The organism is Microbulbifer maximicatervae (SeqCode) (genome assembly GCF_052467065.1).
This window is the reverse complement of the sequence record NZ_CP174299.1, coordinates 2,129,445-2,143,782: the sequence shown is the minus strand read 5'-3', so window position 1 is coordinate 2,143,782 and position 14,338 is coordinate 2,129,445. Positions and strand designations below refer to the sequence as shown.

The following is a 14,338-nucleotide window of genomic DNA, read 5'->3' as shown; positions in this document are numbered from 1 at the left end:
CCAGGGCAAACTTCACGCCAAGATACACAAAAGACCTGATCTGAAAGAAAAGAGCCCCACGCTCGGGAGAGATGTTATGAAACACCTCACTACTGCCATCGCCACCCTAAGCCTGCTGCTGATCGCAGCACCCGCCCTGTCCGAGTCACATCGCGGGCACCAGCGCGCCATGGACGACCACCACAAATATGGAAGAGCCGAACGCGAGCAGCGCCACTTAAAGAAACAGCACGACAAGCATCACGACCGCCAGCAGGAAAAGAAACGCCGCAGACAAGAGCGCAAGAAAGAAGAGCGCAGACGTGAACGCAGAGAGGAGCGCCAGCACCGCCGCGAAGTTCGCCACGCCTATAAAGAGGGCTACAACAAAGGCTATAACAAAGGGCATAGAAAAGGCCACAAGCAGGGCCACCGCCACGAATATCGCGCGGCACACAGACCGGTTTACCGCCACGGTTATCGCGGCCACCGCCCCCACTACCGTCCCTCGCACTACGGTTATGGCTACCGCTGGCGCCACCTGCCGCGTAATTTCGTCAGTATCAGTATCGGAACAGCAGGCTTCTACTATAGCGATGGAATTTTTTATCGCCCGGCTTCTCACGGCTACGTAGTAGCCCAGGCCCCCCACGGCGCTATCGTGCACAGCCTGCCAGCATCAGCACTGACCGTGGTAGCCGGTGGACACAATTACTACGTGGCCTATGACACCTACTACCTGTGGGACCATAGCCACCGCGGCTACCGGGTTGTCCCCAAGCCGACCTATTACTGATTACCCAATCCCCCCCTCCCTGCGGCCCTCGGGCCGCCTTTTTTACTCAAATTTGCGCAGATCAATCACCTTCTTAAGCCCCCTGTCGCAGAGTGCAAAAGAGCTGGCCATCCACTCGCTCCCCATTTACTTTTCAGTGCGCAAAAATTAGCGTTTTTTTATCTATAGTTATTGCTTTCCGGCCCTGCTGGGCCCAAGATTCGCGCCCGCCAATATCAACAGAAAGGCGCCATGAAAAAGCAACAAGTAAAAGACTGGACTTGCGAAGATTCGGCCGAGCTCTACGGCATCCGCAATTGGGGCGCCGGATATTTCGATTTGAACGAAAATGGTGAAGTTTCACTGCAAGTCGACGGCCCCAACGGGGTAACACACAGTGTTTCGCTGATGGACATTGCCCGAGGCGCCACCGAGCGCGGCCTGGGTATGCCCCTGCTATTGCGTATTGAGAATTTACTCGAAGCGCAGATCGCCCGGATTAACGAATCCTTTGCTCGCGCTATCGACGATTGCGGCTACGGCAATGTTTTTCGCGGCGTGTTCCCCATTAAGGTGAACCAGCAGTGTCAGGTCATTGAAGAAATTGCCAATGCCGGCCGCCGCTTTAACCACGGCCTGGAGGCGGGCAGTAAAGCAGAACTTATCGCTGCCCTGTCCATTCTGGATAACACCGAATCCCTGATCGTCTGCAACGGCTATAAGGACGAGGAATTTATTAACCTCGGACTGCAGGCCCAACGCCTGGGCGTACAGGTTTTCTTCGTCGTGGAAACGCCCTCGGAAGTGGAGACCATTATCCGCTGCGCCGAGCGCGAGCAGGTGCGCCCAAATATCGGCGCACGGGTAAAACTCGCCTCCAAGGTGGGCGGCTACTGGAATGCGACCAGTGGCGACCGCAGTATTTTCGGTCTGGGCAGTAACGACCTGATCGCCATGGTCGATCAACTGCGCAACCACGATATGCTCGACTGTCTCAAGTTGTTGCACTATCACCTGGGCTCGCAGGTACCGAATATCCGCGACATCCGCACCGGAGTTTTGGAAGCCTGCCGCTACTACGCCGATCTGGTGGAAGAAGGCGCACCCATGGGCTACCTGGATCTGGGCGGTGGCCTGGCGGTTGATTACGATGGCAGCAAGACCAATTACACCCACTCAAAGAATTACTCCCTGGACGAGTACTGTGTCGATGTAGTGGAAGCCATTATGGGCACCCTCGATAGCGAGGGAGTCGAACATCCGGTGATTATCACCGAATCCGGCCGCGCCACTGTAGCCTACTCCTCTGTACTGCTATTCGATATTCTCGACACTACCCGTTTCGAGCCGGTGGAACTGGAGCACACCAAGATCAGCGAAGGCGACCACCAGATGCTGCTCAACCTGCAGGACGCAGTGCGCAGTATCACCCCCAAAAACCTGCAAGAGAGTTACAACGACGCACTCTACTACCGCGATGAAGTGCGCTCTCTGTATCTGCACGGCCAGGTGAGCCTGCGCGAACGCGCCAATGCGGAAAACCTGTTCCTGCAGAGCGCCCAGGATATTCGCAAATTACTGGATGAGGCCGAAGAGATTCCGGCAGACCTGCAAGCCCTGCCGGAGGTACTGTCGGATATCTACTACGCCAATGTGAGCGTATTCCAATCGGTACCGGACATCTGGGCTATCGATCAGGTATTCCCACTGCTGCCGATCCACCGCCTGGACGAAGCTCCGACGCGCTCCGCCATCATCGCCGACATCACCTGTGACTGTGATGGTAAGATCGACCGCTTTATTGGCCGGGAAAAAGAGCAGAAAACCCTGCCTTTACACGAGCTAAAGGATGGCGAGGACTATATTCTCGGCACTTTCTTAATTGGCGCCTACCAGGAAACCCTGGGTGACCTGCACAACCTGTTTGGGGACACCAATGTCGTGAGTGTGCGCATCCAGGAAGACGGCAGCATAGACTTCAGCCACGAGATTCACGGTGACAGTATTTCTGACGTGTTAAGCTACGTGGAATACCAGCCCAAGGCGCTGTTTGAGCGCTTCCGCCGCCTGGCAGAACGCGCCGTCAAGCAAGGGTTGATTACCGCTGCCCAACGCAAACAGATTTTGCAAACCTATACCGCCAGCATGAGCGGTTACACCTACTTTGAAAAATAAATTTTAAAAATGAGGCGCCAACGCCTTTGAGAATATAGCGGTAACATTAGCCGCAGATTTAAGGAGATCTTTATGGCCAACGTACTGATCATCGGCGCCGGCGGTGTCGGCCAGGTGGTTGCGCACAAGTGCGCACAGGTTGCTGAGGTATTTGAAAATATCACCCTGGCAAGCCGCACCAAAAGCAAGTGCGACAAGATTGCCGCTATGCTGCCGCGCAAAATCGACACCGCTGAAGTAGATGCGGACAATGTGCCTGAATTGGTAAAGCTGATCGAAAAAGTGAAACCGGACCTGGTCATCAATGTGGCCCTGCCCTACCAGGATCTGCACATTATGGATGCCTGCCTGGAAACCGGCGTGCACTACCTGGATACCGCCAATTACGAGCCGCCGGAAGAGGCCAAGTTCGAGTACAAGTGGCAGTGGGCCTACCAGGAGAAATTTGAGAAAGCCGGCCTGATGGCACTGCTGGGCAGCGGCTTCGATCCCGGCGTCACCAGCGTATTTACCGCCTACGCCAAGAAGCACCACTTCGATCGTATCCACACCCTGGATATTCTCGACTGTAATGCCGGCGACCACGGCCTGCCGTTCGCCACCAACTTCAACCCGGAAATTAATATCCGCGAGATCACCGCCAACGGTCGCTACTGGGAAAATGGCCAGTGGGTTACCACCAAGCCGATGGAAGAGAAGCGCGTATTCAACTTCCCCGAAGGCATTGGCGATAAGGATATCTACCTGCTCTACCACGAAGAGCTGGAATCCCTGTCCAAGCACTTCCCGGAAATTGAGCGCGCGCGTTTCTGGATGACCTTTGGCGAGAGCTACCTGAAACACCTGGAAGTTCTGCAGAACGTCGGAATGACTGGCATTGAGCCGGTGGAATTCCAGGGCCAGGAAATTGTACCTATCCAGTTCCTTAAAGAGCTGCTGCCAGACCCCGCCAGCCTCGGCCCGCTGACCAAGGGCAAGACCTGCATCGGCAACATTATCCGTGGCACCAAAGACGGCGAAGAGAAAATCTACTACGTCTACAACACCTGCGACCACCAGGACTGCTACCAGGAAGTTCAATCCCAGGCGATCTCCTACACCACCGGTGTCCCGGCCATGATCGGTGCCAAGATGATGCTGGAAGGCAAGTGGATGAAGCCCGGCGTTTGGAATATGGAGCAGATGGATCCAGATCCCTTTATGGATGACCTGAACAAGTACGGCCTGCCCTGGCAGGAAACCTGGTTGGATAAGCCCTTCCAGTAAATCGCTTCTTTCCCGACCTAGCGGGGCGGACTCCAGTGCCCGCCCCGCCGCACCAGGATATAACGCACCATGGACCTCACTCCCCCCGTTGACTATTTCGGCAGCTTCGACCCCTACCGCGTTCCCTCTCCCTGTTTTGTGATCGATGAAATTGCCCTGCGCAATAATTTGGCATTGCTCGCCGATGTACAGGAACGCAGCGGTGCCAAGGTACTGGCAGCGCTCAAGGCCTTTTCCATGTTCAGCACCGGGCCCATCGTGGCTGAATATCTATCCGGGACCTGTGCCAGTGGCCTGCACGAAGCCAAACTGGGGTTCGAAGAGTACGGCGGTCGCGACAAAGGCAAGGAAGTTCATGTCTTCAGTGCCGCTTACAAGGATGAGGAACTGCGGGAAATACTGCAATTTGCCCACCATGTAATTTTCAATTCCTTCTCCCAGTGGAAGCGTTTTCGGGAGTTGTGCCTGGATATGCAACAGCAGCGGCCAGAGCTGCGTTTTGGCCTGCGTATCAACCCCGAGCACTCCGAGGGCCACACCGATCTCTACGACCCCTGCGCCCCTTGTTCGCGCCTGGGCATCGTGCGCTCGCTGTTTGAAGGAGAGTCCCTCGAGGGCATCAGCGGCCTGCACTTCCACACGTTATGTGAACAGGATTTCAAACCTCTGCAGCGCACAATCGCTGCCGTGGAGGAGAAGTTTGGCGATCTGATACCACAAATGGAGTGGATTAATTTCGGCGGCGGCCACCATATTACTCGCCGGGATTACCAGGTGGATGAGCTGGTCGAAGCGGTGCGCAGCTTTTCCGACAAGCACAATGTACAGGTCTACCTGGAACCCGGTGAGGCCATCTCCCTGTTCGCAGGAGTCCTTGTGGCTGAGGTAGTGGATATCGCCTGGAATGGTGAAAACCAAGCCATCCTCGACGCCTCTGCCACCTGCCATATGCCCGATGTGCTGGAAATGCCCTACCGACCGGAAATTACCGGTGCCGCTCGCCCCGGTGACTTACCCCACACCTATCGCCTGGGCGGACAGAGTTGCCTGGCCGGCGACAGCATCGGCGAATACAGCTTCAGTCAACCACTGCGGATTGGCGAGCGACTGGTATTCGAGGAAATGGCCTACTACACCATGGTGAAAACCAATACTTTTAACGGTATCCCCCTACCGGCTATCGCCCTGTGGAATTCGGATACCGACGACCTGAAGATGATCAAAACTTTCGGCTACGAAGATTTTAAGGAACGCCTCTCCTAAACAGTGCCGATAGAGATAGATGCGGCAGGCAATGAGTTATAGCCTCCGCCAGAGGACCAGTAGATGTTGTCAGAAAACGAATACCCCATTTTTCTCGGCTCCGAAATCGAGCAGCCGAAGCCGGAAGACGCCCTCTTTCACATTATCCCCATCCCCTATGAGGAGACCGTCTCCTACGGTGGCGGCACCAGCAAGGGTCCGACCTCCATCCTGGAAGCATCCTGGCAACTGGAAACTTTTGACAACTTCTCCAACCCCTGTGACCTAGGCATCTACACCCGCTCGCCCGTCTCGGTTTCCGGCCCTGCAGAGCAGGTGATGGAGAATATCGCCGCAGCCACCAAAGAAGTGTTGGCTCTTGGTAAGATGCCGGTGGGTATCGGCGGTGAGCATTCGGTGACCTGGGGTATTATCAAGGGGCTACTGGACGCCGGTGAAACCGATTTTGGTGTGGTGCAGATCGATGCCCACGCCGATCTTCGCGATCGCTATGAGGGCCACAAACACAGCCACGCCAGCGTGATGCGTCTAGTGGTAGAAGCCGGTGTCCCCCTGTTCCAGCTGGGTATCCGCGCCTATTGCGAAGAGGAAGTTCAAGCCCGCAAGGACCACAACGTGGGCTATCTGGATGCCCACCAACTGGTGCCCAACAATGTGCAGGAATTCCAGTTACCGGAGAATTTCCCCAAGAAAGTCTTCTTTACCCTGGATGTGGACGGTATGGACCCATCGGTCTTCCCTTCCACCGGCACCCCGGTACCCGGCGGTCTCGGCTGGTACCAGACCCTCAACTTATTCGAATCTGTTGCGCGACAAAGAGAGATAATTGGCTTCGATCTGCTGGAATTTGCGCCGATCGAGGGCTTTCACGCCTATGACTTTGCCGCCGCACAGCTGATGTACAAGCTGATGGGAATCATCCAGCGCAACCGCTGACCACTGATCCAGCCTCCGGCACTTTGACAATTCTTAACCAATTAACCTGTCTTTAATGTCAGGATAAGGGTTAGTATGTCAAATGTGAGTAATCACTTCGCTGGAGAGACTGTGAATAAACTGAATGTCGTAATTGGCGCCAGTGCGTTCCTGGCGCTGGCCGCTTTTGCCTTTAGCCCACCGGCCGATGCGCGCGGTTATGAGCGCGGGGGAGATCATCGCCACCACCACCGTGGCGGTGTTTATCGCGGACCACGTGTTTCGATCGGATTTGTTGCGCCCGTACTACCTGTTGGCCATGTGCGTGTCGCAGTTGGCGGACGTCCCTTTTACTACCATGGCGGACATTTCTACCGCCACGGTCCCCGTGGTTACGTCGTTGTCGCCGCCCCCCTGGGCGCCTCGGTAGTCACCCTGCCAACTAGTGCTGTCAGAGTCCATGCAGGCGGAATTACTTATTACCAGTACGCCGATGCCTACTATCAGTGGCACCCGGCTACCCGGACTTATGTCGTAGTAGCGCCACCTGCAGTAGCTGTAGCTCCAGCACCCGTAGCCGTTGTTCCAGCGCCTGCGCCGGCTGTCGCCGTTCCTGTTGCAACGGCAGCAGCCCCCGCTACTGTGCCTGCAACCCCGGACCCTGGCCCGCAGGGCTTTCAGCCCGGACAAGTGGTGGAAACCCTACCCAATGGCTATGCCGCTGAAATCATCAATGGCATCCAGTACTACCGCTATGGCGGCAATTACTTTATGCCGACCCAGCGCGATGGCCAGGAGGTCTACGTAGTCGTCAAGCTGTAAGCGCGGCTTCGCTTTGCAGCCCGTGAAAACGGGCAAACTGCCCCAGAGCCCGGTGGTAGCTCGCCTCCAGCGAGACACCGGGTTTTTTATTCCAGTGCAGGGCCTCTACCCGCAGAACACCCGCATCCCGGTCTGCCTTCAAGTCCACCTGCCCCACGAATTGATCGCCATATAAAATCGGTAGGCAAAAATAGCCATAGCGGCGTTTGGCCGCCGGCACATAGCACTCCAATTGATATTCAAAATCAAACAACCGGCGCAGGCGTTTGCGCTGCAATATCAGCGGGTCAAATGGGGATAACAGACGCACTTTGCGAGATGGTCGTACCGGCTCCCAGTCCAGATGCTCAGTGAGCATCAGCTCTTTTCCCCACTGAGTGAGTTCACCGGTTGCCAGCATACGCTTAATTGCCAGCTGGATAAGGGGTTTGTCTTCCCGGCGCAGATAAGCCATTTCCTCCAGACGGCCAGTCCCCTGGCACCCCAGGAAAGTGCGTACCAGATGGGTGCCGTACTCAATTTCCGAGGCGGCATTGGTCGGGATATTTGCCGGCAGTATCCGCTCCGGGAGATCGAAGACTTTTTGAAAGCCCTCCCGGTGGCTGACCATCAGCTCACCTTCATGAAACAACTGCTCCAGGGCTTTCTTTTCATCGGACCACTCCCACCATCCACTCTTGGTGCGCACAAAATCACTGGCCCGCAGGGCACCCTCCTCTCGCACACGATCGAGAACATAGCGACACAGCTTGGCATTCTTTTCAAACCAGTGGCGCTGACCGGCGCGGATACGATCCATACGCACCCGCGCATAGGGGTAGTGGGCCATTGGCAGGTAGGCAGCGGCGTGGGACCAGTACTCGAAAATTTCGCGGCGCTCTTCAGCTTCAGCCAGGTGTGACTCGCGGTAACCGGGCAGGCGATTGTAGAGCTGGTGGTGGTGGGCCCGGGTAATTCGCTGGATAGCATCCAACTGTAGGGCGCCAAGATGTTGCAACAACTCCGACAATCCTTCAGTCCAGGAGCTGTGGATAAATTGGCGTTGCAGCACCAGTGCGCGGATCTTTTGTTCGGATAACAAGAGGTGGCTCCCCTAGGCTCGGATATTCGACAGCCGCGAACCTAGCAGAAAGGCTTATTCGCCCTGGTAGTATTCCGGCGCCAGATTATCGAAGCGAGTGTATTTGCCTACAAACGCTGCGCGGCAGGTGCCGATCTCACCGTTACGCTGCTTGCCGATAATCAACTCGGCCATCCCTTTATCCGGGCTGTCCTCGTTGTAGTATTCATCGCGGTAGATAAACAGGATCACGTCAGCATCCTGCTCGATCGCCCCGGATTCCCGCAGGTCCGAGTTCATCGGCCGTTTGTTGGGGCGCTGCTCTACTCCCCGGTTGAGCTGCGACAGGGCAATCACCGGGCATTCGTATTCTTTCGCCAGCGCCTTGAGAGAGCGGGAGATTTCGGAGATCTCCTGGGTGCGGCCCTCGGTAGACCCCTTCACCTGCATCAGCTGCAAGTAGTCCACCATAATCATGGCGGGCATACTCTTGGCCTCGGCGTCTTCGCGGCTTAACTTGGGGTTCTCCCGCATCAATTTGTTGATGTGATCCCGCACAGTGCGCTTGGTACGTGCGCGCACCTCGCTGGGACTCAGTGCCGGCGTATCGTCGATATACAGGGACTTGCCTTTCATCTTCTGCACGGCGCTGGACAGCTTGGGCCAATCCTCTTCCTGCAGCTTGCCGTTCCTGATGCGCCCCTGGTCGATACGACCAATAGAGGACAACATCCGCATCACCAGGCTGTCCGAGGGCATCTCCATACTGAAGACCAGCGTCGGACTCTCCTGGCAGAGCATGGCGCTCTCGATAAAATTCAATGCCAGTGCGGTCTTACCCATGGAGGGACGCGCGGCGAGAATAACCAGTTCGCCCGGCTGCCAGCCGGAGGTGCGCTGGTCCAGTTCGGTAAGACCGGTGCTGATACCGGTGATATCACCCTCGGTCTTGAACAGCTCATCGATGCGCTCGACAGTCTTTTTCAGCAGGGTATCCACGCCGACAAAGCCGCCCTCTTTGGCGCGCCCCTCGGCGATTTCCGCCACGCGGCGCTCGGCCATCTGCAGCAGGTCGGCGGAGGCGAGGCCACCGGGATTAAAACTGGTGCGACTGATCTCACCGGCGGCGGCGATCAACTGGCGCAGCATGGAGCGCTCACGCACGATCTTGGCGTAGGCGACGATATTCGCTGCGGAGGGGGTATTTTCGGCCAATTCCGCCAGGTAGGCAGGGCCACCCACTTCACCGAGCAGGTCGCGGCTGGCGAGGCCCTCGGCGAGGGTAACGATATCCAGGGGCTGTTCGCCATTGCTCAGCTCGCCCATAACCGCAAAGATCTTGCGGTGGCTGGCGCTAAAGAAATCTTCTTCACTCAGCTGTTCGGCAACGGCATCAATACGGCCCGGGTCCAGCATCAGGCCGCCAAGCACAGACTGCTCCGCCTCTACCGAATGCGGCAGGGGTGAACTCTCTTCGCTGTGGATCTCTTCTTCAGGGGCGGCGTATTCGTCGATCATGGGACTTTACTGGATAGTAAAAACAAAACAGGCGCTGGACCCGATAGGGTGCAGCGCCCGATTGTAGCGCGGCTGGCGCCCGAAGCACCAACCGTTCGTCAGCAAAACCTTACTCGGCTTCGATAACGACTTTAACTGCAGCAATTACGTCGGAGTGCAGCTGTACGTCTACGTCGTACTCGCCCACTTCGCGCAGCGCGCCTTCCGGCAGCTTAACTTCAGCTTTAGCTACTTCAACGCCACCAGCAGAGATCGCTTCAGCGATGTCGCGAGTGCCGATAGAACCGAACAGCTTGCCTTCGTCGCCAGCGTTAGCAGCGATGGTAACAACCAGATCGGTCAGCTTGGTAGCGCGGCTCTCAGCTTCAGCCAGCTTAGCGGCAGCAGCGGCTTCCAGTTCAGCGCGCTTAGCTTCGAACTCAGCAATGTTAGCGGCGGTAGCAGCAATTGCCTTACCAGTCGGCAGCAGGAAATTGCGGCCAAAACCGGCTTTAACATCAACGCGGTCACCCACGTTGCCCAGTTTGCCTACTTTATCGAGCAGAATAACTTCCATCTCGGTTTCCTCAATTTCTGTATTGTGCGGGCGCGCTTATTTGGAAGAGCGTCCGCGAATATCTATCCAGCTATCTACCAGGGCCAGGCCGCAGAGGAAGCCCGCCAGGGGTATTGCTGCAATCACTAGCATTACATACATCGCCACTAGAGGGCCTAACCCCCAATTGCGATTAGCAACTTGCCAATGAATCAAAGCTATGGCCGCTACTTGCAAGGGGAGGGTAATAACCAACCCCCAGAGAGCGTAGCCTGGCGTAATCAGGCAGAGCAGCCAAAGCAGCATACCCACCACCGCCAACCACCGAGGCAAACGCAGCTGATGAAACTCCTGACGAAAACCGCCGGGGTTGTACAGCAGGGCCTGCCAGTAACGTCCCAACACGAGAGACAAGGTAGTAAAAAGTGCCAATACCCAACTCAAGTTTCCAGCGATTTGGAGTTCAGCCAGTGGCTCCTGCTTCAACTGTTCTTGAGCATCAGGGCCCAATGGAACCCCTGCCGCCTCTAAAGTCTGCTCAAGTCCCTGTAAGAGACCACCGCTGAAATTAGAGGTGAGCAATACTCCCACTACAGAAGCAAATGTCACAGTCATCAGCGTAGTGACCCACGATTGAGTACCACGCAACGCTATAGCACCGCAAAAGGCGGCGACAAAAGCGCAAATAGTAAGACCTGCCATCATCAAGGATGCATGGCCAGTCATATATGCAACGATGACCGGCAACAGAGCCCAGGCCAAAACCATCAGGCCGTCACTGCTACCTCGGCGCAAACTCACCAGAGCGAGAATTGCCGGGCTTATCAGCGGAATCCCCAACATGGTGAGGATTACCGCCCTGACGCGTCCGCGCATAATAAATTCAGCTACGGCGCGCATATCTAGATAGCTTCTCTATTAATGAGTCTAAGCAAACTGCGGCTTAGGCTTCGTGGCTGTCCGTGTACGGCAGCAGGGCCAGGTAGCGAGCGCGCTTGACCGCAGAGGCCAGCTGACGCTGATACTTGGCTTTGGTACCGGTAATACGGCTAGGAACAATTTTGCCAGTCTCGGAGATGTAGGCTTTCAGGGTATCGAGATCTTTGTAGTCGATACGCTTAACACCTTCAGCGGTGAAACGGCAGAACTTGCGACGACGGAAAAAACGTGCCATCTGATAATCCCCTTACTCTTCGCTTTCAGCGTTATCGGAAGAAGCTTCTGCAGCGTCGGAAGAAGCTTTCTCTTCTCCGGCGCGCTCGCGACGCTCGGTGCGCTCTGCACGGGCAGCTTTGCGCTCACGGCTTTCTTTTTCCGCTTTCATGATCGGGCTCTCTTCAGTGATCGCCTCGTCTTCACGAATTACCAGATTACGGATAACCGCATCGTTGTAACGGAAGTTGGTAGTCAGTTCCTCAAGGGCTTCTTCAGAACATTCTACGTTCATCAGAATGTAGTGAGCCTTGTGGATCTTGTTAATCGGGTAAGCCAGACGGCGACGGCCCCAGTCTTCCAGACGGTGAACCTGTCCACCGCTCTCCTTGATGGACGCAGTGTAGCGCTCCACCATGCCAGGTACCTGCTCGCTCTGGTCCGGGTGAACCAGGAATACAATTTCGTAATGACGCATTTTAGCTCCTTACGGGTTAATCAGCCTCTCGGACAGTCCGATGAGGCAAGGAGTACAACGGGCACGGATAAACCGGGCCCATTGCGGGCGGCGTATTCTAGGCAGTTGTGGGGTTGGTTGCAAGTTAACCAATTGCATCAGGCCCAAGCCTTCGCCTGCCCGGTTGCAAGTGGATCAATTACCTCAAGCAAGTGCATTCGCATTCCAAGTTAGAGGTTGATCAAAATGACTACCCTGCCACTCGCCTTGTTTCTGGGATTTGGCGGATTGGGACACAGCACTGCTCGGTCTGGTCATGGGTTTGGCAAGCTGGCTTCGCCTATGATGCCGGACTGTTAAAGGGAGAAGTACCATGCCCCAACAAACCCACCAATTAGAATTTGGCGCCTTCCAGGTACCAGTAACCACAGTACACAACGGCGAAGGCCCCCTGGTATTGGTGCTTCCCGCGATGGGCGTACCGGCCAACCGCTACCGCCTGCTTCTGGAAGAGCTGCAAAAGCTCGGTTACAACACCGCCATCAGCGAATTGCCCGGCACCGGGGAGAGCCTGCCGCGCCCCCACCGAAATGCAGACTACGGTTACAACGATCTGGTGTTTTCATTTATCCCACAGTTAATCCAACTGCTGGAACAGCAATTCCCCCAGGGGCCAGCGCTGATTCTCGGTCACAGTATCGGCGGCCAAACCAGTACGCTGGCGGCCCGCGCCGGCCTCACCGGTAACGCCAAGGTTGTCAGTATCGCCTCCGGCCATGTGGACCACCGCAGCTGGAGTGGCCTGCACAAGTACGCCATCCTGCTCTTCGCCTCAATTGCCAGTATTACCTCAAGCCTGCTGGGTTATTTCCCCGGTGCGCGTATGGGATTCGGCTGGCGCGAAGCCCGCAGGCTGATGAAAGACTGGGCCCGATCTATATTTAGCGGTCGCTTTGCACCGGAGGATCGCTTTGGGCAAATGGAAAAGACAAGCCAGCCCACCCTGCATATTGCACTGGACGGCGACCCCTTCGCCCCTATCCAGGCCGCCCGTAAATTAGCGGCGATCGTCGGCGGTGAAACCCGGGAGATGCAACCCACCTACCCCAAAGGCAATCCACACCTCAGCTGGATCAAGAATCCCGCCCCCGTAGTTGAGGCAGTACAGCAGTGGCTACATAAAGATCCCGCTCTCAACTGATTTTCCTTTTTTCTGTCTTTCCTGCATGGCCAAGAAAGCGATTCACAGCTTTCTTAGCCATGTATTAATAAAAACTGCCTGTTTCACCTCCCTCCCACATCGCAGCCAACAATCTTATTTGTCTTTCCGGTTTTCACGGTTCAGTTCCGTTTGTGGCCAGTGAATCAATCTCTTGAGCGGTAAATTCACCACTCAAACGACATCGCTCAAGTAGGTTATCCCGATGAACAACAGCCCATTCAATACCTTCACCAAGTTGCACCAAACTGACGCCCCACTGATCCTGCCAAATGCCTGGGATGCTGCCAGCGCTTTAATCTGTCAAAACACAGGCGCCCAAGCGGTAGGTACCAGCAGTGCCGCCGTTGCCTGGTCACTGGGTTATGCCGATGGCGGTGCCCTGCCAGTTGAGGAACACCTAAACGCTATCGCGCGGATTGCCCGGGTGACCTCATTACCTCTGAGTGTGGATATTGAAGATGGATATTCTCAAAACCCCGAACAGGTAGCTGAGCTGGCTTGTAAAATGATGGAGCTGGGCGTAGTGGGTATCAATATTGAAGATGGTAACGACACCCCCGAATCTCTCGGCGAAAAAATCAGCGCTATTCTTAAAGCACTGAACGGCCGCCCGCTTTTTATTAATGCCCGTACCGATGTTTATCTCAATGGACTCGCCAGCGGTGAACAAGCGATCAATATGTGTATAGAGAGGTTAGAGCTTTATAAAAGTGCCGGTGCTGACTGCGGCTTTGTGCCTGGGCTCTCTTCAGTTGAGGAGGCAAGGAGTCTAGCAGCGAATATCAATTTGCCAATCAATATTATGCTGCTTCCGGGAATAGCCCCTATATCGGAGTTTTTTGCTGCAGGCATAAAGCGCTTTAGTACCGGACCAGCATTATTCCAGTCTGTCTATGGGCACTTGAGCGAATCATCAAAGCAGCTGACAGTGGTCAACAGTGATAGTGGTTTGTTTAGTAATGTGCTGGACTACGGCGCATTGAACTCTGCATTTGTTGAGAGCATTTAGAGAGAAGCTTATAGCCGGGGTATATCAGTTTATGGCTTTTAGCTATTTACGGGGATTCTTTAGCTAACCTTCTGCACAATACAAGAAGATAAAGTAAGAAAGGATCAAAAGAAAATATTGAAAGGATATAATTCTAATAGCGAACTGGAACAGAAATTCCAATAAAAGATCCATCAGAAAACTGCTGTCA

14 protein-coding genes are annotated in these 14,338 nt (G+C 55.3%); 8 read left to right on the top strand and 6 right to left on the bottom strand.

Annotation, left to right across the window (positions count from 1 at the left end):
* Window positions 1–76 precede the first annotated feature (76 nt).
* The 6 genes from ACJJI1_RS09420 (at window position 77) to ACJJI1_RS09395 (ending at window position 7,195) form a co-directional block, all read left to right on the top strand.
* A complete protein-coding gene (locus tag ACJJI1_RS09420; RefSeq protein WP_413664141.1) occupies window positions 77–775 on the top strand; it encodes a DUF6515 family protein in 699 nt (232 codons plus the stop codon).
* 231 nt (window positions 776–1,006) lie between these two features.
* Complete coding sequence (speA, locus tag ACJJI1_RS09415) at window positions 1,007–2,929, top strand: biosynthetic arginine decarboxylase (protein WP_413664140.1); 1,923 nt, start codon at window positions 1,007–1,009, stop codon at window positions 2,927–2,929.
* Between the two features lie 72 nt (window positions 2,930–3,001).
* Complete coding sequence (locus ACJJI1_RS09410; RefSeq protein WP_108731494.1) at window positions 3,002–4,195, top strand: saccharopine dehydrogenase family protein; 1,194 nt, start codon at window positions 3,002–3,004, stop codon at window positions 4,193–4,195.
* Between the two features lie 69 nt (window positions 4,196–4,264).
* Window positions 4,265–5,458, top strand: a complete 1,194-nt coding sequence (gene nspC, locus ACJJI1_RS09405) for a carboxynorspermidine decarboxylase (protein WP_108731493.1) — start codon at window positions 4,265–4,267, stop codon at window positions 5,456–5,458.
* 63 nt (window positions 5,459–5,521) lie between these two features.
* Entirely contained in the window at window positions 5,522–6,394 is an 873-nt protein-coding gene (gene speB, locus ACJJI1_RS09400; protein ID WP_444959171.1) for an agmatinase, read from the top strand.
* Window positions 6,395–6,505: 111 nt separating this feature from the next.
* A complete protein-coding gene (locus ACJJI1_RS09395) occupies window positions 6,506–7,195 on the top strand; it encodes a DUF6515 family protein (RefSeq protein ID WP_444959170.1) in 690 nt (229 codons plus the stop codon).
* Here ACJJI1_RS09395 and ACJJI1_RS09390 read toward each other — a convergent pair.
* From ACJJI1_RS09390 to rpsF, 6 genes are all read right to left on the bottom strand, one after another.
* Window positions 7,185–8,276: a winged helix-turn-helix domain-containing protein gene (locus ACJJI1_RS09390; RefSeq protein ID WP_444959169.1), complete on the bottom strand. Its 1,092-nt coding sequence runs from the start codon at window positions 8,274–8,276 to the stop codon at window positions 7,185–7,187. The two genes, ACJJI1_RS09395 and ACJJI1_RS09390, sit on opposite strands and share 11 nt — an antisense overlap.
* A gap of 54 nt (window positions 8,277–8,330) precedes the next feature.
* Window positions 8,331–9,773 (bottom strand): replicative DNA helicase, encoded by a 1,443-nt coding sequence (gene dnaB, locus ACJJI1_RS09385; protein ID WP_282930237.1) that lies wholly within the window; start codon window positions 9,771–9,773, stop codon window positions 8,331–8,333.
* A 109-nt stretch (window positions 9,774–9,882) separates the two neighbouring features.
* Window positions 9,883–10,329, bottom strand: coding sequence for a 50S ribosomal protein L9 (gene rplI / locus ACJJI1_RS09380; RefSeq protein WP_444959168.1), 447 nt, complete (start codon window positions 10,327–10,329; stop codon window positions 9,883–9,885).
* A 36-nt stretch (window positions 10,330–10,365) separates the two neighbouring features.
* Window positions 10,366–11,208 (bottom strand): hypothetical protein, encoded by an 843-nt coding sequence (locus tag ACJJI1_RS09375; protein WP_444959167.1) that lies wholly within the window; start codon window positions 11,206–11,208, stop codon window positions 10,366–10,368.
* Between the two features lie 43 nt (window positions 11,209–11,251).
* Complete coding sequence (gene rpsR, locus ACJJI1_RS09370) at window positions 11,252–11,482, bottom strand: 30S ribosomal protein S18 (RefSeq protein WP_108731487.1); 231 nt, start codon at window positions 11,480–11,482, stop codon at window positions 11,252–11,254.
* 12 nt (window positions 11,483–11,494) lie between these two features.
* A complete protein-coding gene (gene rpsF / locus ACJJI1_RS09365) occupies window positions 11,495–11,938 on the bottom strand; it encodes a 30S ribosomal protein S6 (protein WP_282930240.1) in 444 nt (147 codons plus the stop codon).
* Between the two features lie 352 nt (window positions 11,939–12,290).
* Here rpsF and ACJJI1_RS09360 point away from each other — a divergent pair, with 352 nt between their 5' ends.
* Entirely contained in the window at window positions 12,291–13,118 is an 828-nt protein-coding gene (locus ACJJI1_RS09360; RefSeq protein WP_444959166.1) for an alpha/beta fold hydrolase, read from the top strand.
* Window positions 13,119–13,341: 223 nt separating this feature from the next.
* The gene (locus tag ACJJI1_RS09355) at window positions 13,342–14,148 is read left to right on the top strand and encodes an isocitrate lyase/PEP mutase family protein (protein WP_444959165.1); all 807 of its coding nucleotides are present in this window, start codon (window positions 13,342–13,344) and stop codon (window positions 14,146–14,148) included.
* Window positions 14,149–14,338: the final 190 nt, after the last annotated feature.

Bases quoted from the DNA above. Each gene is read 5' to 3' on its own strand.
- ACJJI1_RS09375 (WP_444959167.1), bottom strand. From the start codon at position 11,208: ATGCGCGCCGTAGCTGAATTTATTATGCGCGGACGCGTCAGGGCGGTA.
- ACJJI1_RS09355 (WP_444959165.1), top strand. From the start codon at position 13,342: ATGAACAACAGCCCATTCAATACCTTCACCAAGTTGCACCAAACTGAC.
- nspC (WP_108731493.1), top strand. From the start codon at position 4,265: ATGGACCTCACTCCCCCCGTTGACTATTTCGGCAGCTTCGACCCCTAC.
- dnaB (WP_282930237.1), bottom strand. From the start codon at position 9,773: ATGATCGACGAATACGCCGCCCCTGAAGAAGAGATCCACAGCGAAGAG.
- speB (WP_444959171.1), top strand. From the start codon at position 5,522: ATGTTGTCAGAAAACGAATACCCCATTTTTCTCGGCTCCGAAATCGAG.
- ACJJI1_RS09410 (WP_108731494.1), top strand. From the start codon at position 3,002: ATGGCCAACGTACTGATCATCGGCGCCGGCGGTGTCGGCCAGGTGGTT.
- ACJJI1_RS09360 (WP_444959166.1), top strand. From the start codon at position 12,291: ATGCCCCAACAAACCCACCAATTAGAATTTGGCGCCTTCCAGGTACCA.
- speA (WP_413664140.1), top strand. From the start codon at position 1,007: ATGAAAAAGCAACAAGTAAAAGACTGGACTTGCGAAGATTCGGCCGAG.
- ACJJI1_RS09420 (WP_413664141.1), top strand. From the start codon at position 77: ATGAAACACCTCACTACTGCCATCGCCACCCTAAGCCTGCTGCTGATC.
- rplI (WP_444959168.1), bottom strand. From the start codon at position 10,329: ATGGAAGTTATTCTGCTCGATAAAGTAGGCAAACTGGGCAACGTGGGT.
- rpsR (WP_108731487.1), bottom strand. From the start codon at position 11,482: ATGGCACGTTTTTTCCGTCGTCGCAAGTTCTGCCGTTTCACCGCTGAA.
- rpsF (WP_282930240.1), bottom strand. From the start codon at position 11,938: ATGCGTCATTACGAAATTGTATTCCTGGTTCACCCGGACCAGAGCGAG.